The 23,368-nt window shown below is 72.7% G+C and carries 23 protein-coding genes; 15 read left to right on the top strand and 8 right to left on the bottom strand.

The window, feature by feature from the left end:
• Positions 1 to 864: DUF1254 domain-containing protein (locus tag BA175_RS31370; RefSeq protein ID WP_217493210.1), on the bottom strand; the 864-nt coding region annotated here is incomplete at its 3' end.
• A gap of 368 nt (positions 865 to 1,232) precedes the next feature.
• Between BA175_RS31370 and BA175_RS04970 the strand changes: the two genes are divergently transcribed.
• The 6 genes from BA175_RS04970 (at position 1,233) to BA175_RS04945 (ending at position 5,865) form a co-directional block, all read left to right on the top strand.
• Positions 1,233 to 1,607 (top strand): PadR family transcriptional regulator, encoded by a 375-nt coding sequence (locus tag BA175_RS04970; protein WP_069169970.1) that lies wholly within the window; start codon positions 1,233 to 1,235, stop codon positions 1,605 to 1,607.
• On the top strand, positions 1,604 to 2,197 hold the full coding sequence (locus tag BA175_RS04965) for an HAAS signaling domain-containing protein (protein ID WP_069169969.1): 594 nt from the start codon (positions 1,604 to 1,606) through the stop codon (positions 2,195 to 2,197). The genes BA175_RS04970 and BA175_RS04965 overlap by 4 nt, the downstream gene beginning before the upstream one ends.
• Positions 2,198 to 2,516: 319 nt before the next feature.
• Positions 2,517 to 3,485, top strand: a complete 969-nt coding sequence (locus BA175_RS04960; protein ID WP_069169968.1) for a hypothetical protein — start codon at positions 2,517 to 2,519, stop codon at positions 3,483 to 3,485.
• 549 nt (positions 3,486 to 4,034) lie between these two features.
• Entirely contained in the window at positions 4,035 to 4,871 is an 837-nt protein-coding gene (locus tag BA175_RS04955) for an alpha/beta fold hydrolase (RefSeq protein WP_069169967.1), read from the top strand.
• A gap of 22 nt (positions 4,872 to 4,893) precedes the next feature.
• Positions 4,894 to 5,433, top strand: a complete 540-nt coding sequence (locus BA175_RS04950) for a TetR/AcrR family transcriptional regulator (RefSeq protein ID WP_069169966.1) — start codon at positions 4,894 to 4,896, stop codon at positions 5,431 to 5,433.
• Positions 5,434 to 5,589: 156 nt separating this feature from the next.
• A complete protein-coding gene (locus BA175_RS04945; protein ID WP_069170329.1) occupies positions 5,590 to 5,865 on the top strand; it encodes a lipopolysaccharide assembly protein LapA domain-containing protein in 276 nt (91 codons plus the stop codon).
• Between the two features lie 465 nt (positions 5,866 to 6,330).
• Here the strand turns inward: BA175_RS04945 and BA175_RS04940 are convergent, their stop codons facing one another.
• Both BA175_RS04940 and BA175_RS04935 read right to left on the bottom strand, forming a co-directional pair.
• Complete coding sequence (locus tag BA175_RS04940) at positions 6,331 to 7,431, bottom strand: carboxylate-amine ligase (RefSeq protein WP_069169965.1); 1,101 nt, start codon at positions 7,429 to 7,431, stop codon at positions 6,331 to 6,333.
• A 329-nt stretch (positions 7,432 to 7,760) separates the two neighbouring features.
• Complete coding sequence (locus BA175_RS04935; RefSeq protein WP_069169964.1) at positions 7,761 to 8,114, bottom strand: MerR family transcriptional regulator; 354 nt, start codon at positions 8,112 to 8,114, stop codon at positions 7,761 to 7,763.
• 605 nt (positions 8,115 to 8,719) lie between these two features.
• Here BA175_RS04935 and BA175_RS04930 point away from each other — a divergent pair.
• Complete coding sequence (locus tag BA175_RS04930; RefSeq protein ID WP_069169963.1) at positions 8,720 to 9,136, top strand: ATP-binding protein; 417 nt, start codon at positions 8,720 to 8,722, stop codon at positions 9,134 to 9,136.
• Positions 9,137 to 9,182: 46 nt separating this feature from the next.
• Here the strand turns inward: BA175_RS04930 and BA175_RS04925 are convergent, their stop codons facing one another.
• A complete protein-coding gene (locus BA175_RS04925; protein WP_069169962.1) occupies positions 9,183 to 9,584 on the bottom strand; it encodes a DUF2267 domain-containing protein in 402 nt (133 codons plus the stop codon).
• Between the two features lie 92 nt (positions 9,585 to 9,676).
• Positions 9,677 to 10,315, bottom strand: coding sequence for a type III effector protein (locus BA175_RS04920; protein ID WP_069169961.1), 639 nt, complete (start codon positions 10,313 to 10,315; stop codon positions 9,677 to 9,679).
• Positions 10,316 to 10,445: 130 nt separating this feature from the next.
• Between BA175_RS04920 and BA175_RS04915 the strand changes: the two genes are divergently transcribed.
• From BA175_RS04915 to BA175_RS04895, 5 genes are all read left to right on the top strand, one after another.
• Positions 10,446 to 10,871, top strand: coding sequence for an Hsp20/alpha crystallin family protein (locus tag BA175_RS04915; protein WP_069170328.1), 426 nt, complete (start codon positions 10,446 to 10,448; stop codon positions 10,869 to 10,871).
• 356 nt (positions 10,872 to 11,227) lie between these two features.
• Complete coding sequence (locus BA175_RS04910; RefSeq protein WP_069169960.1) at positions 11,228 to 11,662, top strand: DUF2267 domain-containing protein; 435 nt, start codon at positions 11,228 to 11,230, stop codon at positions 11,660 to 11,662.
• A gap of 118 nt (positions 11,663 to 11,780) precedes the next feature.
• A complete protein-coding gene (locus tag BA175_RS04905) occupies positions 11,781 to 12,854 on the top strand; it encodes a YihY/virulence factor BrkB family protein (RefSeq protein WP_079159376.1) in 1,074 nt (357 codons plus the stop codon).
• Positions 12,855 to 13,090: 236 nt separating this feature from the next.
• Positions 13,091 to 13,300: a hypothetical protein gene (locus tag BA175_RS04900; protein WP_069169959.1), complete on the top strand. Its 210-nt coding sequence runs from the start codon at positions 13,091 to 13,093 to the stop codon at positions 13,298 to 13,300.
• A gap of 276 nt (positions 13,301 to 13,576) precedes the next feature.
• The gene (locus BA175_RS04895) at positions 13,577 to 13,960 is read left to right on the top strand and encodes an ANTAR domain-containing protein (RefSeq protein WP_069169958.1); all 384 of its coding nucleotides are present in this window, start codon (positions 13,577 to 13,579) and stop codon (positions 13,958 to 13,960) included.
• Positions 13,961 to 14,252: 292 nt separating this feature from the next.
• Here the strand turns inward: BA175_RS04895 and BA175_RS04890 are convergent, their stop codons facing one another.
• On the bottom strand, positions 14,253 to 15,296 hold the full coding sequence (locus tag BA175_RS04890) for an SDR family oxidoreductase (RefSeq protein ID WP_069169957.1): 1,044 nt from the start codon (positions 15,294 to 15,296) through the stop codon (positions 14,253 to 14,255).
• Between the two features lie 257 nt (positions 15,297 to 15,553).
• Here BA175_RS04890 and BA175_RS04885 point away from each other — a divergent pair, with 257 nt between their 5' ends.
• On the top strand, positions 15,554 to 16,123 hold the full coding sequence (locus BA175_RS04885; protein WP_069169956.1) for a type 1 glutamine amidotransferase domain-containing protein: 570 nt from the start codon (positions 15,554 to 15,556) through the stop codon (positions 16,121 to 16,123).
• Between the two features lie 349 nt (positions 16,124 to 16,472).
• A complete protein-coding gene (locus tag BA175_RS04880; protein WP_069169955.1) occupies positions 16,473 to 17,780 on the top strand; it encodes an MFS transporter in 1,308 nt (435 codons plus the stop codon).
• Between the two features lie 566 nt (positions 17,781 to 18,346).
• Here BA175_RS04880 and BA175_RS04875 read toward each other — a convergent pair.
• Positions 18,347 to 19,531: an alcohol dehydrogenase catalytic domain-containing protein gene (locus BA175_RS04875; protein WP_069169954.1), complete on the bottom strand. Its 1,185-nt coding sequence runs from the start codon at positions 19,529 to 19,531 to the stop codon at positions 18,347 to 18,349.
• Positions 19,532 to 19,808: 277 nt separating this feature from the next.
• Here BA175_RS04875 and BA175_RS04870 point away from each other — a divergent pair, with 277 nt between their 5' ends.
• Positions 19,809 to 20,687: an SDR family oxidoreductase gene (locus BA175_RS04870; RefSeq protein WP_069169953.1), complete on the top strand. Its 879-nt coding sequence runs from the start codon at positions 19,809 to 19,811 to the stop codon at positions 20,685 to 20,687.
• A gap of 266 nt (positions 20,688 to 20,953) precedes the next feature.
• Here the strand turns inward: BA175_RS04870 and BA175_RS04865 are convergent, their stop codons facing one another.
• On the bottom strand, positions 20,954 to 23,230 hold the full coding sequence (locus BA175_RS04865) for a catalase (protein WP_069169952.1): 2,277 nt from the start codon (positions 23,228 to 23,230) through the stop codon (positions 20,954 to 20,956).
• Positions 23,231 to 23,368: the final 138 nt, after the last annotated feature.

The following is a 23,368-nucleotide window of genomic DNA, read 5'->3' as shown; positions in this document are numbered from 1 at the left end:
CGGACCGGCGATCTCGGGGTCGAGTGCCTCGGCCGGCTGGTCCTGCACCAGCTCGTTCGCGAGGTCGAAGTACGTCTCGTCGGCGGGCGGGACCGTGTTCACCGGCAGTCCGGACGCCTCGACGAAGCGCGGCGGATCGGGCCTGCGCAACGCGGCGCTCCAGGTCTCCGCGGTCCAGGGCAGCGGCGGGGCCGTGCCACCGGTGACGATCTCCCCGATGCCGGTCCCGTAGAAACCGGGGACGTAGCGATGGATGCGCAGCCGCTCCTTGATGCGCTCGACGGCGGGTGCCGGGTCGCCGCCCTCCAGGAACGCCCGCCCAGCCAGGATGAGCCGCGTGGTGAGGACCCGGTGGGTGAAGAACCCTCCTTCGGGAAGCGGGCCCCGGTAGCCGGGCGGTACGAAGAGGTAGGCGCCGCCGGTTCCGCGGTCCGGTCCGGGCATTCCGGGGTCGACGACCCAGCGGAACCACAGGTCGTTCACGAAGCTGAGAGTGAGCGGCGGCATCTCCACCACCACCGGCCCCTCGGTCAGGTCGAGGAAGCTCAGGAAGTAGACGGTGTCGGCGTTTCCGGTCAGCACCAGCGAGGCGGAGTCCATGAACTCCGAGAAGAGCAGGACGTCGTGGTCCTCGACCCCGGTCTCCAGGAAGCCCTTGCGGGCCGCCCACACGTTGACGCCGGAGTAGGCGTCGAGGAACGCGCGAACGCCGTCGAGATGGTCCAGATGGTCGTAGAGGCGGTCGGCGGTCTCGTCGGTGGGCACACCCAACGGGAATCGCAGAGTGCCCAAGTGTGTCTCGACGCGTTCGGGAGTCGAGATCGACTCCAGGACCTGGGAGGAGAGCTGCTCGGCTCGCTGCACGGAATGGCTCCGTTCTCGGAAAGGCGCGTCCATTGGACTATCAGCCGTGCCTACCGCCGCCACCACTTCACGTGGGCCGGTGGAGGGCATCCGGACGGGCGGGTGGCTCGGCGTGCACCGGCCCCGCGCACCGGTTCCCGTCACGGGGGACCCCGCCCGCAGCTCGGCGCCCGGGCCTCGGACCTGCGAGGAGACCGACCGGCGGGACCGTGCTGACCTGGGCCTGGCCTGAAACAGGCAGGGGCAGAACCAAGGGCCCGGAAGCATGCCCCAGCTATGAGGCCGGAAGCGGCAACCACTCCCCCCCCNCCCCCCCCCCCCCCCCCCCCCCTTTCCCCGTGCTTGCTCCACCAGGTATCTTGTATCGCATGGAACCAGGCGACTCGACCAAGCAGGCCCGGGCAGCGGCCCAGCTACGCAAGGGCGTGCTGGAGTACTGCGTACTCGCCCTGATGCGGGACCGCCCGCGTTACGGCGTGGAGCTCCTTCACGCCCTGGAGGACTCCGGCGCCCTGGCCACCAGCCAGGGCACGGTGTACCCGCTGCTCTCCCGACTCCGCCGCGACGACCTGGTCACCACCACCTGGCAGGAATCCGCCTCCGGGCCGCCCCGCCGCTACTACGCGCTCACCGACAGCGGCCGTGCCGCGCTGGACGAGTTCACCCGCGTCTGGCCCGGCTTCCGCAACGCCGTCGACACCTTCCTGACCACTCCCCACCCCTCACCCGGAGACCTCGCATGAAGACCTCTGCCGATCCCGTACGCGACTACCTCTCCGCAGTCGAGCGCGAGGGATCCGCGCTCCCCGCCGACCGCCGCCAGGAACTTCTGGCGGACCTCGCCGAACACATCGAGGTGACGCGCGCCGAACGCCCCGGCGCGGCGATCGGCGAGATCCTCGCGGAGCTCGGTGACCCCCGCACGATCGTGGCGACGGCCCTGGCCGAGGCGGGGAACACCGCCGCCGGGGCTGCGGGCGACGGCGCCGCCGGCGCACCGCCCCGGCGGCGGGGCAAGGTCCACCCCCTGGCCCCGCTCCTGATGCTCACCCTCTCGCTGCCCTTCATGATGGTCTTCCCCGACCTCCCCGGGCCGCTGTTCGGTGTCCTGTTCCGGATTACCGGAGCGGTCCTTCTGTGCACCTCGGTGCACTGGACCACCGTCCAGAAGACCACCGGTGTACTGCTGACTGCCGTCCTGCCGACCGCCGTCATCACCACCTGGAACCTCGCGGGCGGCCCGGCCGGCACCCCGTCCCTCGTGGCCAACCTGATCACGCTGGCCCTGCTGGCCGGCACGGCGGTGTGGCTCTGGCGGGCCCGCCGCGTCTGAGGACCTGATGCGTCCGAGGGCCTGATGACGACACCGCACAGGACGGGCCGGTCCGGCGGGCGGGAGGGGATCGGCTTGCCGTCCGGCGGCCCGGCCCCGTACCTGGTCCCGGGACCACGGTCAGAAGCTGTCGCCGTACCAGTGGACGGCTCCCGGCGCGGTGACCGTCGCCCGTACCGCCGCCGGGTCGGCCGACAGCGGCCGGGCCATGCCCAGCCACGCGCTCGACCCCGGACCATCCGCGAGTAATACCCCCCTGGGGTATAGTGCCCGAGAGTCGCCGCTTCCCGAGCGGCTCACGTCCTCAGGGAGGCATGCCATGAACACAGGCCTGAAGATCACGGCGTTCGCCGCCGCGCTCGCCGCGACGTTCGGCACGGCGTACGGCGTCGGCAGGGGTGTCGACCCCGTCGTCGGACGCGGGGAGACCGCGGCACACGAGGGTCACGGGGCAGGCGAAGAGACGCCCGCCGGAGAGGACGCGCAGGGCGGGGATCGGATCGCTCCGCCCGGCGGGCTGCAGATCTCCGAAGGCGGCTACACCCTCGCACTGGAGACCTCCCGAGTCAGCGGCGGGAAGTCCACGCGGCTCCGCTTCTCCATCCAGGACGCCGACGGACACAAGCTCACCGCCTACCGGCGGGAGCACGGCAAGGAGCTGCACTTCATCGTCGCCTCGCGGGACCTGACCGTCTACCGCCATCTGCACCCGACGCGCGCCGCCGACGGCACCTGGACCACGTCCGCGGACCTGCCCGCCGCCGGGGCCTACCGGGCCTTCGCCGACTTCGAGCCCGCCGTGGAGGGCGCCGAGAGCCTGACACTCGGCGCCGACCTCGCCGTGTCGGGGGCGTACGCCCCCGCCGCGGTCCCCGCCCCCGCCGCCGGCGCGAAGGTGGACGACTACGAAGTCACCCTGACCGGAGGCCTGCAACCCGGACGGAGCGGCGAGCTCGGACTGGAGGTCACCCGGAACGGCAAGCCGGTCACCGACCTGGAGCCGTACCTCGGCGCGTACGGCCACCTCGTCGCCCTGCGCTCGGGCGACCTCGCCTATCTGCACGTGCACCCCGAGGGCGAACCCGGGGACGGCACCACGAAGCCCGGCCCGCGGGTCTCCTTCACGGCGACCGCACCGAGCGTGGGCACCTACCGGCTCTTCCTGGACTTCCGGCACGAGGGCAAGGTCCGAACCGCCGCATTCACCGTCGAGGCGGGTGAGGCGGCCACGAGCTCCGAGCCGGCCGAGAACGCGGAGGAACACGAGGACTCCGGCCACGGACACTGACCGGAGAGGTCGCCCGCACCACGTCGTACCGATCGCCGCCGCACACCGGCGGACCGGCCGCGGGCGGGCTCCCGCCTCCACCCGGGCGATGGCGGAACGAGCCCGCGCCGCCGGGCCGTCCGCGACCCAGGGCCGCCGCGTGGTGCGATGACGGCGGAACGGTCACTGCCGGACTCCTCGGCACGTCGTCACACTGCGGCTCCGCCCTCTTCCGCAAGCCCAGGCCGCGGCGGCCGCGCCCGGAGAGGTGCGTGGCACCCGCCCCGCGCGGGAGGCGCGCCCACCCTCCCCGGTTCCGGCCGGGCCGCGCCCGGCAGGGCGTCGAGCGCCCCGCTCACGACTCCCTGCCCTCCGCGCCTCCGCACCCGCCGCTCCCCGACGACGACACCGCACACCCGGACGCGCGGCACCCGAGATGCCTCCGCCCCTTCCCCCATCGCGCCGCGGACGCGAGAGAGCGTTGACATCACAGGTTAATAAGATTAGCTTTTGGCTAACGTCATTCACCGAGGCGCTAGACGTATTAACCTAACGGGATCGAGGGTCGCCATGACCGAGTACCTTGCCGTCGAGGGCGGCACGCTCGCTTACGAGGTGGAGGGGTCCGGGCCTCTCGTCGTTCTCGCGCACGGCATGGGCGTCAGCCGCGCCGCCTACCATGCCGTGGTCCCGCCGCTGGCCGCGGCGGGCTATCGGGTCGCCAGCGTCGATCTGCGCGGATGCGGCGAGTCCAGCGTCGAGTGGCAGTCCTGGAGCCGCACCGCACTCGCCGGCGACCTGCTCGCCGTGATCCGCCACCTCGGCGGCCCGGCGGTGCTCGTCGGTCACTCGGTCTCCGGCGGCGCCGCCACGATCGCCGCGGCACAGGAGCCCTCACTGGTCTCCGCGGTCGTCGAGCTGGCGCCCTTCACCCGCAAGCAGTCGGTCCGTCTCGGCGACCTCCGGGTGAAGCGCTATCGGCAGGGGATGCTGCGACTGCTCGGCACGGCCGCGTTCGGCAGCGTTCGCCTCTGGCGCTCGTACCTCGACCTGGCCTACCCCGGCGTGAAGCCCGCCGACTGGGCCGGGCGGCTCGCCCGCATCGAGTCCCTACTGCGCGAGCCGGGCCGGATGAAGGCCATGCGGGGCATGGGACTCAGCGCCCCGGCCGACGCGGGGGCGCAGCTGGGCAGCGTCCGCTGTCCCGTCCTGGTCGTGATGGGCACACTCGACCCCGACTGGCCCGACCCGCACGCCGAGGGTTCGGCGGTCGTCGACGCCCTGCCGTCCGGCCTCGGACGCCTCGAGATGATCGAGGGCGCCGGGCACTACCCTCACGACCAGTTCCCCGATCAGGTGGTGGCCCTGGTACTCGCCTTCCTCCGGTCGGAGGCCGCTCGTGCCTAGGGCAGGTCTGGACCCGGCGGCCGTGGTAGCGGCCGGCGCGGCCCTCGCCGACGAGGTGGGCCTCCACCAGCTGACGATGGGCCTGCTGGCGGAGCGGCTTGGCGTGCGCACCCCGTCCCTGTACAAGCACGTGGCCGGTCAGGCGGACCTGAATCAGCGCATCGCCGCACTGGCGTTGAGCGAGGCCGCCGACGCCGTGGGCGGCGCGGTCCAGGGGTACGCGGGCCGCGACGCCCTGGCCGCCGCGGCCCGCGCCTTCCGCACCTTCGTCCTGGAACACCCCGGCCGTTACACCGCGACGATCGGCAGGGAACCGGCCTGCCCGGACGATCCGCTGGCCACCGCCGGCCGACGGCTGCTCGACGCGTTCACCGCCGTCCTGCGTGGCTACGAGGTCGCGGAGCCCGACGTGGACCACGCCCTGCGTATGCTGCGCAGTCTCTGCCACGGATTCGCCACGCTGCAGGCGGCCCACGGGTTCCAATGGAGCGCCGATGTCGACGAGAGCTTCGAGTGGCTGATCGACTTCGCCGACCGGGGCCTGCGCGCCGTCCGGCCGTAGAGCAGGCCGGCCGAGGGCCTCCAGGACCGTGTACGTGCCGTGCCCGCCGGTCAGCTCGCGTCCCTGGCTGATGCCGGCGACCGGCCCGACGGGTGCGTCACCCGAGCGGCGGCGCTCCTGGGAGTGCCGGAGTTCCGAGCGGCCGATCCTGGCACCATGAGCCGAAAAGACACCCCGCGGCGCCCCTCCGTTGCGGCCCATGGCCGCAGGGGCGGCGAGCGCGGTTCCGTACTGACACCCTCGCGTATCACCGTGCTGGTGCTGGCGGCCCTGGCCATCGTCCTCATCGCCGAGAACACCCAGGAGATCAGCATCCGGCTGGTGATTCCCGTCGTCACCATGCCTCAGTACCTGGCACTTCTGCTCATGTTCGTGCTCGGCTGCCTGTGCGGCGCCCTCCTCGTGTACAGCAGGAGGAGCAGGCGCGCCTGACGGCGGTCCCGCACTTCCCGGCGGGCGGCGTCAGGTACGGCATCTCGCCGCGTGGTGCGGGGCAGTCTCCGGACGACCGTATGCGGTCGCCGCTCGGAAGCGTCGGTACCTTACGCTGCCCGCGGCGGCGGGCCGCCGCAGGCGTGGTGGTGGGCCACCCGGCCGTCCGGGACAGCCGCCGACCGGAGCGCGCGTTCGGCCGATCGGGGAGCCGGACCGATCCACTCACGGAGCAGGACCGGCCCACGACGTCACGGGCGGGTGGGCGCAGGGTACGGGCCCGGGCCGCCTGCGGCAGGTGGACGGGGCGGCCGTCCCTGCGGCCGTCCGAGGGCACGGTGCACACGAGCGCGGACGCGTGCAGGTGTTCCGCCGTGGGGCGCCGGAACACGTGCACGCGTCCGACATGCTCAACGCTCCGCCGGCCGCGACGTCACGCCTCCGTACGGGGGATCCGCCGGCCGGTCACTGCGCGGTGGTCTCGCCGGTGATCAGATCGGTCACGGCCGTGAGACCGCCTTCCCCCAGCGCCCGCCGCTGGCGGTCGGCCGGAGTTCCCTGGCGCAGGAGCCGGTGGACGAGTGCGGTGACTTCGCGCGTGTCACCGGCAGCGTCGACCGAGGGCGTGAGGTGCTCCATCAGGCGCGCGACCGCGTCACCGGCGCTGATGCGCTCTCCCGTCGCCGTGATCAGGTGTCCGCTGAGCCCGTGCCGCGCGGCCTGCCAGGTCGCGGCCTGGAGGACCTCCGGGTGACTGGCGGGGGTGGGCCTTCCCGCCGCCGTCTCCTGGATCGCGGTGGCCACCAGTGCGCGCACGATCCCGGCGAACATGACGGCTTCGTCCGCCCGTAGCTGGACGTCGCAGCACCGTACATCGACGGTGGGGTGGCGGTCGGAGAGGCTGGCCTGCCAGTACAGCTGCCCCGTGTCACGGATGATCCCGCTGCGCAGGAGCGTCTCGATCCGCCCGGCTTCGTCCGCCGCGTCCCGGAATGCGGGCGGCGGGCCGCTGACGGGCCAGCGGTCGAGGATCACCGTGCGCCAGCTGGCGAACCCCGTGTCCTGCCCGTCCCACAGCGGTGAGTTCGCCGACATGGCGACAAGGACGGGAAGCCATCCCCGCAGGCGGTTCAGCACGGCCACACCGACCTCACGGTCCGGAACCGACGCGTGCACGTGCATGCCGCTGATCAGGTGCTCGGCCACGAGCTGGGGCGCCTGCGTGAGCATGGCCCGGTAGCGCGCCTCCGCGGTCACGGGAGCTGAGGAGCCGCCTCGGAGGGGCGGGGTGCCGCAGGCCGCGAGCCGGCACCCCTGCGCTTCGGCGGCCGCGCCGAGAGCGAGCCGAAGGCGCAGCAGATGACCGCCGACCTCCTCCAGCTCCTCACAGACAGGCGTGGCCACCTTGGCCTGCACCTGCAGGAGCTCCGTCCGCAGTTCGTCCTCACCGAGGGTCGCCGTCGCTCCCGCGGCGGCCCGCACCTGCTCCCCCGCGGAGACCGGCAGCCCGGTCTCGGCGTCGAGCAGCAGGTATTCCTCTTCCACTCCGATGGTGACCGGTTCCATCGGGTCAGTGTCAGGTCTCGCCCCACGGGATCGGCGCACGACACGGCCGCTCGGGGCGGGTGCCGTGTGCGGCCGGGGTGCTCGCGGAGGCCCGGCCGGGCTTGCGGCTCGTCCGCGCACCGCGTGATCAGCGGGCCGGACGGGCGAAGACTCCGGTTTTCCCGTTGTCGTCGCACCTCTCGGGGCACCGGCCCTCCGTGGACGTTCCACGGCACCGGTGCCCGGGGCCCGCCACGCCGAGCGCGCGTTCCGTCTCGAGCAGGGACGAACTCACCGGGTGCGCCCCTGCCGGGGCCGTCGGCCGGCCCTCCCGGCGTGGAGGCCTGGGATCACCGGGACGTACCACCACCGGACCTACTGTTCGGCCGGGGGTGGGAGCGCAGTTCCTCGTTGATGCGGTGGGCTTCCTCGAGCTGCTCCTCGAGAAGGACGATGCGGCAGGCGGCTTCGATGTGCGTGCCGGCGTCCACCAGTTCCCGCGCTCGCGCGGCGATGCGCAACTGGTGGCGGGAGTAGCGGCGATGGCCGCCTTCGGAACGCAGGGGTGCGATCAGGCCGTTGTCGCCGAGGGCACGGAGGAAACCAGGGGCGGTGCCTATCATGTCGGCGGCCCGGCCGATGGTGTAGGCGGGATAGTGATCGTCGTCCAGGGGATGGGCGGGATGGGCACTGCGAGGGGGCATAGACCTCTTCTTCCGGGGACGCATCGAGGGGCCCGAGTGCCGAACGGCACCCGGGCCCCGAGCTTTCAACACCATCTGCCGGCGGTTCTCACCGGCTTACTCTCTGTCCGCTGCTCCGCCTCGGGGGCGGAAGTGCGGGGATCGCGAATGCGTGACCGGGGACCACCTTCCGTTCTGGGGCCTGCGGTACCCGGGCGGTCTGCGCGTTGCCCGGGCCATCCTGATGGCGTGTGCTCCTTACCTCGTTGTCCGATCGCTTGCGCTTGGTTCCGGCGGTACTTCCGGTGCGCCCCCTGGGGACGCTCGGCCCGGCAGCCAGTGAGGGGACCCACCGATTCCGGCCCCGCCACTCCACTGCCGTTCCGCATGACTCGATCCGCCGACACGGCAGTTCGTGTCTGCCGCGCTTGAGGACTTCTTGGCTACGAGAAGTACGTTAGTCCGCACAGGCGCCAATGTCTACCTTCGCCACGACAGATTTCCTCGGGAGGGGAGAGGTGAGGTTCTTCTTCGTGAACGCCCGATAAGGCACCCCCGGGAGTGATGCCCCGGTTCGCCGGGCACACGTCGGGAACGGCCACACCGACAAGGACGGGGTGTTAAGCATGATCGAGACCACGACCACGGTCCCGGCCGCATCCTCATACCGCGTCGTCCTCCAGGAGGACACACCGGCGGGTATCGCACGAGCCCGGGACGCGGCGCGGACCTTCACCGAGAGTCTCCGGCCGGAACCGACCGACGAGACGGCGCAGACTCTCACCCTGCTGGTTTCCGAACTCACCACCAACGCGCTGCGACACGGGGGAGGCCGCTTCACCCTGCGCCTCGGCGCCACCGCGGACGCCGTGCATGTCGCGGTCAGCGACCCGAGCCCCCTCGCGCCACGAGAACGGACACCGGACCTCAACGGCGGCACCGGCGGTTGCGGCTGGCACATGATCCGCCGCCTCGCCTCCGACGTCGCCGTCACCGGGGGGCCCGGCGGCGGGAAGACCGTCCACATCCGCCTGCCCTACTGACGCCTACGGCTCCCGCCGCGAGCGCGTCGGCGGGTACGTGACCCGCTTACCGGCGGGTGCCGGCTCCCCGCGGGCGCCCGAAGAGCAGGTCGTAACCTCCGGGGAGCTGGAGCAGAAGCTCGTTCGTCAGCTTTTCGCCTGCGGTGTCGGCGACGACACTGAGCACGGCGCTGACGTCCCAGGCCGCGGTCCGCTCGGTCGCCCCTTCGATCCACGCCGCGGCGGCCCGGACGAACCTTTCCGGCGGGAGTGGCTCGTGGGCCTGCAGGGGGTTGAGCAGCACCAGGGCGAACGTCTCGGGGAGCCGGGCCGCCAGCTCCGACCGCACCCCTCCCACGACATGCGCCCCGAGCAGGGCGAGCACGACGGGGGAGGCCCGTTCCGCCTCGTCCTTCGAGCGGTAGTCACCCCGGTCCTGCACTGCTGACAGGAACGTGTCCCCTTGCACAGGCACAGCTTCCTCCTCTCGGTCACGCGCCGCGGCCAGGCGGTCCGCCGGGGCGGCGCTCGCGGTGCACCCCTCGTCCTGCCACCCGGCCGTCACCCGAGGTCGTCCCCCGTGAGGGCGTCGAGCTGGGCGGCGAGGTCGGGGTGCGACAGGGCCAGGTGGGGGCGGGTGGCCCGCAACGGGCCGATGAGCACAGCCGGGTCGTCGTGGGCGAGGGCCGCGTCCAGGTGGCCGACGAGGCCCGTGGCGGTCGCCGGGAGGTCGGCGAGAGCGGTGATCTGCCCGGCGAGCCGGCGCAGACCGGCGGCGTTGTCGCGGGCCCGTGCGGTGAGGCTCCGGTCGGCCGCACGGCGCTCCCTGACGGCTTGGACGCGCTGTTCACCGGTGGTGCCCGCGGGCCCGGGACGGTTACGTAGATAGCGGCGCTCGGCTGCCTGCCGGCTCGCGACTCCCAGGGGGTGCGCGAGCTCCGCCCAGCTGGCTCCCGCGTGGCGGGCCGTCTCGATGAGTCCCGTCTCCCATCCCGCGAGCTGCTCGCGGAGCTCGCGCAGGAGCAGCAGGGAGGCCAGGGCCCGCTCCGCCCCCGTACTCCCGGGAGATTCGTCCGCATCACCACGCTCGGCGGCGCGCACGGCGACGTCGATGGCCTCCAGGGCTGCCGCGGCGGCCAGGAGGGAGGACGGCCCCTGCCCCTCCGCCGTACGGGAGATCGGCTGGTCAGCTGCTGTCACAACGCTTTCCTCCCCTGTGCTGTCATCCTTTCGATGACCACTGGCTTGTCATCCATTGGATGACATGTTACAACGAAATCAGTGAAGCGCATTGGCAGCAACTGCCTGAACCTTCTGGAGGTGTTTCATGATGTTGATGCGCACCGACCCCTTCCGTGAACTCGACCGGCTCGCCCAGCAGCTGACCAGCTCCGGGACGTGGACACGGCCGTCCGCGATGGCGATGGACGCCTATCGCGAGGGCGACGAGTACGTCGTAGCATTCGACCTCCCGGGCGTGCCCCCGGACGCGATCGACATCGACGTCGAGCGGAACATGCTGACGGTCAAGGCCGAACGCAGGCCCGCACCGAAGGCGGAGAACGTGCAGATGGAGCTGTCGGAGCGGCCCCTGGGCGTCTTCTCCCGCCAGATCGTGCTGGCCGACACGCTGGACACCGAGCACATCGCGGCGGATTACGACGCGGGCGTCCTGACCCTGCGCATTCCGATCACCGAGCGCGCCAAGCCTCGCAAGATCACCGTCGGCGGGTCCCAGAAGCAGATCTCCGGCTGACCGGAGCCCTGAGGGGGCCGGCCGGAAGTACGGAACCGGGGCGGTAGCGGAGTCCGGGGGCGACGAGCGGCCCTCATGCGTTACCGCCCCGTGGCCCCGTTCCGTCCCGGACCGCCACCCTCCCGCGCGGCCTCCGCAGACCCCTGCCGCCCGAAAACACGGCGCGATGTCCTGGCCGGGCTCCGGCACACTGAGTTCGGGCCACCCCGCCCCGTTCCGCCGCCCGGTCTCCGTGGCTGGGCGGCGGATGCGGGGGCCACTCACGTCTGCCGGCATCCAGCCCTGCCGTTCCCGGCACACCCCTGCCGGGCTCCCCTCAGCCACTCCCCACCCCGAGAAAGGCGACAACCGCAGCGATGTCCATCCAGCGTGAGGCGGTCCGGCCCGTGCCCGCCATGACGTTCGACCAGGTGCTCGAGAAGGTGCGATACGACGGCGCCTATCCCACCAGGGAGCGGGCCGAGGAGGCGGTCCGTCTGGTTCTCGCAGGGCTGGGGCGGCAACTGACCGGCGAGGAACGCGTCGACCTGGCCGCCCGCCTCCCCGTGGAGGCCGCCCTCGTCCTCACGGCCGAGATCCCGGCCCTCGAGCCCCTCACCGGATGGGGCTTCGTCAAGGACCTCGCCACCCGTACGGGCGCCACCCTGGCCACCACCCGCTGGGATACCGGGTCCGTCCTGGCCACCGTCGCCGGGCTGGCCGGTCCCGAACTCATGACCCGTGTCCTGCGCAGGCTTCCCCCGGGTTACGCCCTCCTCTTCGGGCGCGCCGAACTCACCCAGGCCGCCTGATACACGGCGCCGGGCGGCTGCGTCGACACCCTCGCGGCCGGGGCAGGCGCCCGGCACCCGCGGTCCGATACGTCCCCAAGAGCCGGTTTCATTCGGCGGAAGGGGATACCCGGACTGCATGAACCATGATGACGAGCAGGGGCGGAAGCACGAGGACGAGCCCCTCGCGGAGAGCCACCGAGCGGGCGGCGGGGCCGGACCGCCGCCCGATTCCGGCCCCGGGCCCAGCCGGGAGACGGAGGAGGCCGCCCCGGACAAGCCGACCGACCTGCCGAAGAAGTCCTTCGGCCACGTGCTCAGCCGCACCCTCAAGGAGTTCAAGGACGACGAGCTGACCGATCGCGCCGCGGCTCTGACGTACTACGGCGTGCTCGCGTTCTTCCCGGCCCTGCTGGCGCTCGTCTCGCTGCTGGGCATCGCGGGGCAGGATGCGACGCAGACGGTCCTCGACAACATCCAGAAGCTGGCTCCCGGGGCCGCGCGGGACGTCATCACCAACGCCGTCACCCAGCTCCAGGGCGACTCCGGCACGGGCACGGTCCTGGTGATCGTCGGTTTCCTCGGCGCTGTCTGGTCCGCCTCCGGCTACGTGGCCGCGTTCATCCGCTCGTCCAACGCCGTCTACGACCTGCCCGAGGGCCGTCCGGCCTGGAAGGTGCTGCCCGTCCGCGTCGGGGTGACCGTCGCCCTGATGGTCATGGCCTGCGTGAGCGCGCTCATCGTCGTCCTCTCGGGTGGCATCGCCCGGCAGCTCGGCACCGCGCTCGGAGTCGGGGACACCGCGATGACGGTCTGGTCGATCGCCAAATGGCCGGTCCTGGTCATCCTGGTCACTCTCATGATCGCCCTGCTGTACTGGGCCGCCCCGAACGTGGAGGGCCGCGGCTTCCGATGGGTCACTCCGGGCAGCTTCATCGCCGTGGTGATCTGGCTCGTCGCCTCCGCCGGCTTCGCGGTCTACGTGGCCAACTTCGGCTCCTACAACAAGACCTACGGAGCCCTCGCCGGGGTGATCATCTTCCTGGTATGGCTGTGGATCACCAACCTCGCCATCCTCCTCGGCCTCGAATTCGATGCCGAGCTCGCCCGGGAGCGGGCCATCTCCGGCGGCCACCCGGAGGAGTCCGAGCCGTACGTCCGGCCGCGCGACACCCGCAAGTGGACCGAGGAGGACCGGCGACGGCTCGACTGACGACGACGTCCCGGCGACGGCTCACTGCCACGGGGGCCACAAGGGTCACGGGGGCCACGGGAGCCACGGGAGCCACGAGGATCACAAAGGCCACAAGGGCATCCTCCGGCACGGAAGACGCGGCCGGAGCGCCGACTCCGCTGGACGGTCACACCTTCTCCACCTCGTACCGCCTTACCTCCCAGCAGTCCGGCAACCCGCACAGAAAGCGCCGGGACAGAGGGGACACACCTGCCGTGTTGGTCGTAGCACTGCTCACGCCGCCATTCCTGCTCGTCCTCCTCCTGCTGCTGGACGGCTACGAGGAACGTCTCCTGGGATCGGGCGGTCCGCCCCGCCACGCTCGAAGGGGCCATCTGCGCCTGGTGTTGCCCACGGAAAGGTCCGGAGCACCGGCCAGGGCCGCCGTGAGCCGGCCGGACCGCACCGCCGACCGCGCCGCCTGACGCCCGGGCTCACCCGGCCGACCCCACCGGCGGAGCACCGCCGGTGGGGTCGGTCCTGGCGTGTCGTGCAGGCACCTCAGGCCTCTTCGCCCTTGTTCCGTGCGGTGGCACCGCGGCCGGCCCCCCCGGCGGGCACCGTCACCGCGCACCCCCTCACCCTCTGCGCATGCGCCGCTCGAGCTGCCCCGCACCCCACTGAGCGGAACACTGGTGGGCAGACGCAACCGAGCGCGGGCTCCACCGCCGCAGCGATGTGAGGAGGGGGAGAGGGAAGACATGGCGGAGCACACAGAAGGGCGACGCACCCGCACCCACGTGCCTCCGGCCGCCGAGCGGGCCGGACACGCGTCGGCGAAACCCCGGGACCGCGACAAGACGTCGCCGGACGGAGAGGTGGCGGCTCTGCGCAGCGAGGTCGAGGGCCTGCGCACCGCGATCGCCTCGCGTCCGGTCATCGATACCGCGCGGGGCATCCTCATGGCGATGGGTCCGTGTACGGCTCCGCAGGCCTGGCAGACTCTCGTCCACGCTTCCCAGAACAGCAACACCAAGCTGCGCGACCTCGCCCACCAGCTCGTCGACAGCTTCCACGGCACGCCCCTCCCCCCGGCGACCCGTGACGCGCTCCACGCCGCGATGAAGCACACCCTGGCGGGCTGATCCGGTCGGCCGTGCCCCGGCGGCACACGCTGTACCGCCGCTCACCCAAGGACCCGCGCGGCACTGCTGCGGGCCGGGCGGGACCGACGCCGCACACGGTCCGGGGCGTTCGCGTACCGCGGGCGTCCCCGGCAGTCGGCCGCCGCACGGCGCCGGGCAGGGGCCCCTCAGGGGGACGCGGGGGTGTGCTCCCTCCGCTGTCGGTCGCGGTCTCGGAGCCCGTCGCGTGTCCTCCTCGGCGTTCGCGACGGGCCGGCGTCCGTGGTGAGCGCATCCGGGCCGGCGCAGGCTCTCATCCCACCCGCTTCCCGGCCAGCGGGGCCGTCTCCTCACCGCCTCCGCGTCGCACACCGCGGAGGAAGGCTGCCAGGGCCTCGTCGGCGGTGTGCGTGGGCTGCCAGCCCAGCACCGTACGGGCCCGGCCGGAATCGAGTACCGGCAGTCGCAGTACGGCGTCGAACAGGTGCGGGGAGGCCGGGACGGCGTGCGCCCGCCAGGCCGCGGAGAGCGCGGTACGCACCAGGGGCCTCGGCAGGCGTACGACGCGGGTGCCCAGCAGGCCGGCCAGGCGCCGGGCGTCCGTCACGGAGTCGGCCGCCAGGTTGAAGGGCCCGCGCACCTCACCCAGAGCGGCGAGCCGGTACGCCTGTGCCGCGTCGTCGGTGTGCAGCACCTGGAACCGGAGACCGTCCAGGTCAGGTACGAACGGCAGCAGGTCCGGCCGGAGCAGGGGGCCGGGGAGGTAGCGTCCGCCGAAGATCCGCCGCTGTTCGCTGGCCGCCGTCTCCTTGAACAGGAAGCCGGGCCGCATCCTGACCACCCTCGTCCCCGGATGCCGCAGCTCGAACGTGTCGAGCACCCGCTCCAGATACGCCTTCTCCCGGCAGTACGCCGCGTCCGGCCAGCCGTGCGTCGGCCACTCCTCGTCGACTCCCGGCTCCTCCTTCGGCCCGGGCGAGTAGGCGCCGACGGACGAGGCGTGCACGAGGGCGGGGACGCCCGCCTCCGCCACGGCGGAGAAGAGCCGGAGGGACCCGAGGACGTTGCTCCGCCAGGTGACCACCGGATCGTGCGTCGGCTGGAACCGCCACGCCAGGTGGACCACCGCGTCCGCCCCGCGCAGCAGGCCGGCGAGGGTGCCGGAGCTGTCCGGGCGGGAAAGGTCGACCGTGCCCCACTCCACTCCGTCGACGCCGATCCGCGGCCGTCTGCGGGCCAGGCCGAGGACGGAACCGACCCGGGGGTCGGCCGCCAGGGCACGGACGACGCTGGTGCCCACGTTGCCGGTCGCCCCGGTCACCACGACGCGGGCACCGGAAGACGGATTGATGGTCATGCTGAGCTCGCTTCCACCGTGAAGGTCCGGCCGCCGGCCCGGACGGGTTCTCCCCCGCCGCGGGAGCCGTCGGCCGCGACGTGGTGTGGCTCGGGTATCCAGCGCGCGGGGGAGGAAACCTGCGCCCGGGTTCGTCCCGGGGTCGCCGGTTGTGCGGCGGAGGGCCGCATACCTGCCCGATTTGCGGGAACCCCACGAGGTCAGGACGTATACGGCCGGATGTGTACGGCCGAACCGTTTCCGGAAAGGGGCCTGTCATGGATGACAACGAAGTGGGTGTGCGGAAGGTACTGGCGATCGTGACGAACTACGGTGTCGAGCAGGACGAGCTGACGGTGCCCGTGGAGCACCTTCGCGGCTGGGGGGCCGCCGTGGACGTGGCGGCGGTGTCGGCGGACGACATCGATACCCTCGTCGGTGACAAGGACCCCGGGAAGAAGGTCACGCCGGACCTCACACTCAACCAAGCGGACGTGGACGCCTACGACCTCCTGCTCATCCCGGGCGGGACCTTGAACGCCGACACCCTGCGCGGCCAGGACAGGGCGGTGGAGATCGTGCGGTCGTTCACGAGTTCGGGACGCCCCGTCGCGGCCATCTGCCACGGACCGTGGGCACTGGTCGAGGCCGATGTCGTCCGGGGCAAGAAGCTGACCTCCTACTCCTCGCTGAGCACCGACATCACCAACGCGGGGGGTCACTGGGTCGACGAGCCCGTCGTCACGGACGGCTCCGGCGGGTGGAAGCTGATCACCTCCCGGAACCCGGGCGACCTGGACGACTTCCTGCGCGAGACGGACGCGGCACTCGAGCGTGCCACCGTGTGAGGAACACCACCTGAAGGTGTATACGCCCTCGTTCCGAGGGAGTTGAGGGCAGGAGCGGCGGGGACGGGCGCCCCGCCGCTCCGCGCGTTTCCCGCGGCGGGAAGGCGTTGGGGAAGATGTGCGGTGCCGGAAGGCGGACGGCCGAGTACCCGCACGGCCTCCGCCCGGTACCGAGACACCCACTGCACCGCTCTCACAGCCCGACGCGTGTCTCTCCCCCCGCCCTCGTCGGAGAGTTCGCGCCGTGCCTGCCCCTTCCTTCCTCACTGCCGTCCGCTTCCGGACGTCGGCGGCCGCTGTCGGCCGCTCCGCCGACCGGAATCCCTGGCGGTGCCTGCGAAGCCCCGGTATGCGCTGGTGGTCCGTGGCCAACCTCGTGTCGAACACCGGCGCCTGGATGCAGCTCACCGTGCAGAACCTCCTGGTGCTGCAGATCACGGGTTCCGCGGCGGCCACCGGGCTGTCGCTCGCCGTACAGGCCGGCCCCGGCCTGCTGCTCGGCGTCCTCGGTGGGGCGGCGGTCGACCGGTGGCCCCGCAAGCTCACGGCGGCGGTCAGCCAGGTGGTGCTCGGTGCGGTCGCCTTCACCACGGCCGCGCTCATGGCCGGTGATCTCCTCAGCATGCCGGTGCTACTGCTTCTGGCGGCCGTCACGGGCATCGTGAACACGATCGACGGCCCCGCGACCGCGCTCCTCGGCAACGACCTGGTTCCCGCCCGGGACGTGCCGTCGGCCATCGCCCTCGGGTCGGTGGTGCACAGCTCGGGCCGGCTCGCCGGTACGGCGGTGGCGGCCGTCGCCGTCGGAACGCTGGGCACGGCGTCGGCGTACGTGGCGAACGGGCTCTCCTTCCTCTTCGTCGCGGCCGTCATCCCGTTCCTCCGTCCGGTGCGCGGAGGGCAGCGCGAGGGCCGGGCCGCAGCGGTTCCGGCGGGCGCGGAGGCCGCCCGTACGGGCGGCTCCCCCGGCGGACGACGCAGGGCGCGCTTCCGGGTCGGGGACGAGTCGGGCGCGCGGGCCGGGCTGGCGTACTTCCTCCAGCGGCCTCGGCTCGTCGCTCTCGCGGCCGTCACCGGCCTGAGTTCCGTGTTCGGCCGGAACTACCAGCTGACCCTGGCCGTGCTGGTCGTCGGGCCGCTGCACGCGAGCGAAAGCGATTTCGGGACGGTCTCCACCGTCCTGGCGGTCGGCGGCATCGCCGGGGCGGTGGTCGCCGGCCGGCTGCGGAAACCGTCCGTCCGCCTGGTGGCCACGCTGGCGGCCTGCGGCGGGCTGCTGCAGGTGGCGGCCGGTCTCTCACCCGGGCTGTCGGTGCTGATCCTGCTCGTCGTCCCCATGGCGGTGGTCGAGTCCGTCTCCGACACGGCGGGTGCCACGCTGCTGCAGACCGATCCCGCACCCGAGATGCGGGGGCGGGTGCTCGGGGTATGGCGCACGGCGAGCACATCATGGGGGCTGGCCGGCCCTCCGCTCCTGGGCCTGCTGCTGGAGTACGCGGGCGCCCGGGGCGCCCTGGTCTCCGGCGGGCTGCTGATAGCCGCTGCCGTCGGGTGCGGCGCCCTGCGTCACCGCCGGGCCGCACGACGCGTCATGGAACCGGTCCCGCTGACGGCTGCGGACGCCCCCTCCGCCGACCTCCTGGTCACGGCCTCGTGAGCGGGAGCGGGGCGCGACGCGTTCGCCCGGGCGGGTGTTCCTCAGGGCCGGCTGCCGGGCACGGCCGCACGCGTTCCACGGCTCCCGTCCGACCAGGAGGCGCGCTCCACGTTCTCACGGCCTTGATCACCGGAGGCACCCTCGCGTGGGCCGGGCCGTGCGTCCCCCCGCCGTACGAAGGACACGCTGCGCGAGGCGCCCGCGCTGCTGAGCCGGCAGCGCGACGGAGCCGGGCAGTGCGCGGGCGGCCGGCGGCGTAGCGCCCCCGTGGACCCGGTGGAAGAGATCGCCCCGGGCAGCGGCGCGGTGGTGCGGCCGAAGGGCCGCCGCTGCTCCGACCACCGGGACCCGGAGGGCTGTAGGTCCGCTGTACGCGTCCGGGGTGCCCGGTGTCGTTCGACGAGGCGGAGACGGCCTGGGAGTGCCGGTGCCCCCGCCACGGCTCACCGCGTCGGGGGCGGCGGAGCGGCGCTCCGTTGCCGGCGGTCCGGCCGGTGGACGTGCTGGACGACGACGCCCGGGAAGCGCCCCGGCCCGTCGGGCGGCCGACGGGCCGGGCCCTGAGCTCAGGGAATCAGCAGAGTCTTGATCATGCCGTCGGCCTTGTCCTGGAAGGTCTTGTAGGCCTGGGGGCCCTCCTCCAGCGGCAGCCGGTGGGTGGCGAAGGTGTCGACACCGAGCGGGTCCTCGTCGGTGAGCAGGGGGAGGATGTCCTCCACCCAGCGCCAGACGTTCGCCTGGCCCATCCGGAGCTGGATCTGCTTGTCGAACATGGTGAGCATCGGCAGTGGGTCGGCGGCTCCGCCGTACACCCCGGAGAGGGAGACCGTGCCGCCGCGCCGCACGATGTCGATGGCCGCGTACAGGGCGGCGAGCCGGTCGACGCCCATGGTGCCCATGAGACGTTCGCCGATGGCGTCGGGAAGCAGCCCGACGGCCCAGTGGGCCGCCTTGGCCACGGGCGCACCGTGCGCCTCCATGCCGACCGCGTCGATCACGGCGTCCGTGCCCCGGCCGTCGGTGAGGTCGCGTACGGCGTCGCCCAGGTGTTTACCGTACCTGCGCAGGTCGAGGCATTTCGCCCCGTACTCCGCGGCGCGGGTCAGCCGTTCAGGGACCAGGTCCACGCCGACGACGAGGCTCGCGCCGCGGTGCCGCGCGATGCGGGCCGCCATGGCGCCGATCGGGCCGAGGCCCAGCACGGTCACGGTGCCGCCGGGCGGGATCGCCGCGTACTCCACGGCCTGCCAGGCGGTCGGCAGGACGTCCGACAGGTACACGAACCGGTCGTCCGCCGGGCCGTGCGGGACCTTGACCGGCAGCCGGTTCCCGAAGGGGACGCGCAGGAACTCGGCCTGGCCGCCGGGCACCTGCCCGTACAGCTTGGTGTAGCCGAAGAGGGAGGCACCGGTGCCCCGCTCGCGCACCTGTGTGGTCTCGCACTGGGATTGCAGTCCCTGATCGCACATGAAGCAGTGGCCGCACGAGACGTTGAACGGGATGACGACCCGGTCCCCGGGGGCCACGGCGGTCACCTCGGGACCGACCTCCTCGACGATCCCCATCGGCTCGTGGCCGAGGATGTCCCCCGGGTCGATGAAGGGCCCCAGGACCTCGTAGAGGTGCAGGTCGGAGCCGCAGATGCCGGTGGAGGTGATCCTGACGACGATGTCGTCGGGATCCTGGATCCGGGGATCGGGCACGGTCTCGACCCGGACGTCCCGCTTTCCCTGATAGGTCAGTGCGCGCACGGTGCAACTCCCCTTCCACGTCGTTCCGGGATCCGCGCCGCTCGCGGACGGGTTCCCGGGTTCCCCCGGTGTCCCGCCCGAAACGTCCCGGGGCGCGGCGGCCGACCGGTCCGTTAGGCGGCGGGGCTGCCGGGTACCCGGAGGGCGCTCGGCAGCCCTCGGCGGGAAGAGGGCCACGCGTCCCGGTGCGGAGTCACCGTGACCGGCTGATCCGCGGTCCGCGCCCCCGGGCCCGGTTCGCGGAGTCCCGCAGCACCCCCGGCATCGAGGAGTTCACGTGACCGCTGGAGAACACGTACTGCGCGGCCGTACGGCCGTGGTGACAGGCGCAGCCCGGGGTGTGGGGGCGGCCGTCGCCGAGGAACTGGCCGCCCGGGGCGCGCGCGTGGCCCTGCTCGGGCTGGAGGAGAAGCGGCTCGCCGCGGTCGCGGCCACGCTCCCCACGGCTTCGCGGCACTGGTGTGTCGACGTCACGGACGACGCCGCGATGGCGGCGGTCGCCGAGGAGGTACGCGGCCGGCTGGGTCCCGTGTCCGTGGTGGTCGCCAACGCGGGTGTGGCGGAGGGCGGGCCCTTCGTCGACTCCGACCCGGCCACCTGGCGGCGCGTGATCGAGGTCAACCTCATCGGCAGTGCCGTCACCGCGCGGGTGTTCCTGCCTCAGCTGCTGGACACCCGCGGTTACTACCTCCAGGTCGCCTCGCTGGCGGCCATCGGCTCGGCGCCGCTGATGAGCGCCTACTGCGCGTCGAAGGCGGGTGCGGAGTTCTTCGCGCACTCGCTGCGGGCCGAGCTCTCGCCGCGCGGGGTGGCTGTGGGGACGGCCTATCTGAACTGGACCGACACCGACATGATCCGCGGCGGCGACAGGCAGGCCGTGCTGCGTGAGCTGCGCGCGCACATGCCGCCGCCGGCCCGGAAGATCTATCCGGTCGGGCAGGTGGCGGGTCGCCTGGTGCGCGCGGTCGAGCGGCGTGCGCCCACGGTCTACGTTCCGGCGTGGCTGCGCGGTGTACAGGCCGTCCGCGGGGCGTTGCCCGGTCTGGTCACCCGGTTGGCACGGCAGGAGCTGATGCGCTCGGAGTTCTCGGCCACGGGGCTGCTGGGCGCGGGCGGCAGAGCGGCGGAGCGGTCCGAAGCCCACGGGCCCGGGTGACCGCTGCCGGGTGGTGACGCCCGAGTCGCGGACCCGGCCCGTGGGGAGGGGTCCCGCCTCACGGGCCGGGTCCCCTCCTCACGGGGACCGCGTCGCCGGAAGCCCGAGCAGGATTCCGACGACGCGGTTCACGCGGTCACCCATGCGGTGCGACCCGTGCGGTGCGTTCCGGCCGAGGTACGCCGGTCCGCCGTGGCGCACGACGGGCCGGGACTCCCCCGCAGGCGTCGGTCTCGACGCAGCGCGTGTCGACGCAGCGGGCAGAACTACACGGCGGGCGGGAAGCGGTCCCAGACCCGGTGCGCGCCGAGCAGTTCGACGGTCCGGTCCAGTACGGCGGTCGCGCTGTCGCCGGTCACCACGCCCGGTGCGCCGGCCGGCGCACCGGCGGCCTCCAGGACGGCCGTGACGCTGCCCCAGCCGCCCACCGCCTTGCCGTGCCGGAACGCCTCCTGCAGCAGCAGGAGCACCCGGGGGTCGGTCGCCGAGGACCCGGCGCCCGCCGTCGCGGCCTTCGCGTCCCGTGCGCCGTACGCGTCCTTGCCCCGGCCGGGCGCTCCGGCGAGCAGAACCGCGTCGAACTCCACGGAGCGGGCCGTGGCGAAGGTGCGCTGGACGGTGACGGGGTCGCCGTCCGCGTCGAGCACCCCGCCTGCCGGGGCGATGACCAGGGGCACCATCCCGGCGTCCAGGACCGCCGCGCGTACGGTACGCACGCCGGCCAGGTCGCCGTTCTCGCCCGCGACGATCCCGATGATCCTGCCGTCGCGCGGCCATACCCGGCCGACCTGGGACAACGCCGGGCTCGGGTCCGGCGACGTGAGCGGCACCGTGGGCTCGGGGACCGGGAGGCCCAGCCCGGTGGCGACCTGCTCGCAGAGCTCCGGGTCGATGTTGGCGAGCACCCTGAGTCCCCGCTCCTTGACCGCCTGCTCGTAACACTTACCGAGCTCGAACGTGTAGGCGGCGATGATGTGCTCACGCTCCACCGCGCTCATGCTGAGCCAGAACAGCCTCGGCTGGGTGAAGTGGTCGGCGAAGGACTCCGGCGCCTCACGGACCTTGCTCGCCGCGGGCACGGTGACCGGCGTCTCGACGAACGCGCCGGTGTCGGCCCCCGCGAGGAAGGGGCAGCCCCCGTCGAGCGAGTTGGGCCGGTAGGGCGCCACTCCGCGGTGCACCGCGGTCTGGTGCATCCCGTCGCGCAGCATGTCGTTGACGGGCGCGTGGGTGCGGTTGATGGGGAGCTGGCCGAAGTTGGGGCCGCCCAGCCGGGTGATCTGGGTGTCGAGGTAGGAGAAGAGGCGCCCGGCGAGCAGCGGGTCGTCGGTGACGTCGATGCCCGGTACGAGGTGGCCCACGTGGAAGGCGACCTGTTCGGTCTCGGCGAAGAAGTTCGACGGGTTGGCGTTCAGGGTCAGCAGCCCGATCGGCTGGACCGGGGCGATCTCCTCGGGCACGATCTTCGTCGGGTCCAGCAGATCGATGCCTTCGAACATCTGGTCCGGGGTGTCCGGGAACGTCTGGATGCCCAGTTCCCACTGCGGGAACGCGCCGGCCTCGATGGCGTCGGCGAGGTCCCGGCGGTGGAAGTCGGGGTCGACGCCGTTGATGATCTGCGCCTCCTCCCAGACGAGGGAGTGCACGCCGAGCTTGGGCTTCCAGTGGAACTTCGCCAGCGTGGTCCCACCGTCCGCGTCGACCAGGCGGAAGGTGTGGACGCCGAAGCCCTCCATGGTCCTGAAGGAGCGGGGGATGCCCCGGTCGGACATGTTCCACAGCGTGTGGTGGGTGGCCTCGGTGTGCAGGGTGACGAAGTCCCAGAAGGTGTCGTGGGCGCTCTGCGCCTGGGGGATCTCCCGGTCCGGGTGCGGCTTCCCGGCGTGGATGACGTCGGGGAACTTGATGGCGTCCTGGATGAAGAACACCGGCATGTTGTTCCCGACGAGGTCGAACACACCTTCGTCGGTGTAGAACTTCGTCGCGAAGCCGCGGGTGTCGCGCACGGTGTCGGCGGAGCCGCGCGACCCCAGGACGGTCGAGAAACGTGTGAACACGGGGGTCTCGGCGCCCTTGGCGAGGAACGCCGCCTTGCACACGCTCGCGGCCGTTCCGTAGCCCTGGAAGACGCCGTGCGCCGCGGCGCCCCGGGCGTGGACGACGCGCTCGGGGATGCGCTCGTGGTCGAAGTGGGTGATCTTCTCGCGCAGGTGGTGGTCCTGGATGAGGACCGGTCCCCTGGCGCCCGCCTTCAGCGAGTGATCGGTGTCGTAGAGCCGGGCGCCCTGCGCGGTGGTCAGGTAGCGGCCGCCCTGCGCCATGTCCGCCTGGGTGGCGGCGGTGCGCTGCCCGGTGGGGCTCACCGGTTCCGGTCCGCTCTGGTCCGGCTTGGGCGGCAGCGGGTCGCGCGGCCGGGTCGGCTCGTCGACGGGGGGCGACTGCGCGCCCGGCTTCCCGGGGATGCCCTCCTCCGGGCCGGTGCTCGCTCCCAGCGCGTCAGCCGCCTTCTCGGCGGCGGCTTTCAGGGGGTTCTTCTCGGTCATGACGCTCCAAAGGTGGGGGGTCGTCCGTCCCTGTCGGCCGTGACGCCCCGTCAGGAGCACGGGGCAAGGGGTACGGCGGCACGGTCGGTCCGAAGGCCTCCCAGTACCCACATTCCGCACGGCAAATCACGCGAATCA

Source organism: Streptomyces griseus (assembly GCF_001715295.1).
Taxonomy (GTDB): Bacteria; Actinomycetota; Actinomycetes; order Streptomycetales; family Streptomycetaceae; genus Streptomyces; species Streptomyces griseus_G.
This window is presented reverse-complemented; position numbering and strand designations above follow the sequence as displayed.

Excerpts from the sequence above, each read along its gene's own strand:
- BA175_RS04970 (WP_069169970.1), top strand. The coding sequence starts at position 1,233 with ATGGAACCAGGCGACTCGACCAAGCAGGCCCGGGCAGCGGCCCAGCTA.
- BA175_RS04965 (WP_069169969.1), top strand. The coding sequence starts at position 1,604 with ATGAAGACCTCTGCCGATCCCGTACGCGACTACCTCTCCGCAGTCGAG.
- BA175_RS04960 (WP_069169968.1), top strand. The coding sequence starts at position 2,517 with ATGAACACAGGCCTGAAGATCACGGCGTTCGCCGCCGCGCTCGCCGCG.
- BA175_RS04955 (WP_069169967.1), top strand. The coding sequence starts at position 4,035 with ATGACCGAGTACCTTGCCGTCGAGGGCGGCACGCTCGCTTACGAGGTG.
- BA175_RS04945 (WP_069170329.1), top strand. The coding sequence starts at position 5,590 with ATGAGCCGAAAAGACACCCCGCGGCGCCCCTCCGTTGCGGCCCATGGC.
- BA175_RS04940 (WP_069169965.1), bottom strand. The coding sequence starts at position 7,431 with ATGGAACCGGTCACCATCGGAGTGGAAGAGGAATACCTGCTGCTCGAC.
- BA175_RS04935 (WP_069169964.1), bottom strand. The coding sequence starts at position 8,114 with ATGCCCCCTCGCAGTGCCCATCCCGCCCATCCCCTGGACGACGATCAC.
- BA175_RS04930 (WP_069169963.1), top strand. The coding sequence starts at position 8,720 with ATGATCGAGACCACGACCACGGTCCCGGCCGCATCCTCATACCGCGTC.
- BA175_RS04915 (WP_069170328.1), top strand. The coding sequence starts at position 10,446 with ATGTTGATGCGCACCGACCCCTTCCGTGAACTCGACCGGCTCGCCCAG.
- BA175_RS04910 (WP_069169960.1), top strand. The coding sequence starts at position 11,228 with ATGTCCATCCAGCGTGAGGCGGTCCGGCCCGTGCCCGCCATGACGTTC.
- BA175_RS04905 (WP_079159376.1), top strand. The coding sequence starts at position 11,781 with ATGAACCATGATGACGAGCAGGGGCGGAAGCACGAGGACGAGCCCCTC.
- BA175_RS04895 (WP_069169958.1), top strand. The coding sequence starts at position 13,577 with ATGGCGGAGCACACAGAAGGGCGACGCACCCGCACCCACGTGCCTCCG.
- BA175_RS04890 (WP_069169957.1), bottom strand. The coding sequence starts at position 15,296 with ATGACCATCAATCCGTCTTCCGGTGCCCGCGTCGTGGTGACCGGGGCG.
- BA175_RS04885 (WP_069169956.1), top strand. The coding sequence starts at position 15,554 with ATGGATGACAACGAAGTGGGTGTGCGGAAGGTACTGGCGATCGTGACG.
- BA175_RS04880 (WP_069169955.1), top strand. The coding sequence starts at position 16,473 with ATGCGCTGGTGGTCCGTGGCCAACCTCGTGTCGAACACCGGCGCCTGG.
- BA175_RS04865 (WP_069169952.1), bottom strand. The coding sequence starts at position 23,230 with ATGACCGAGAAGAACCCCCTGAAAGCCGCCGCCGAGAAGGCGGCTGAC.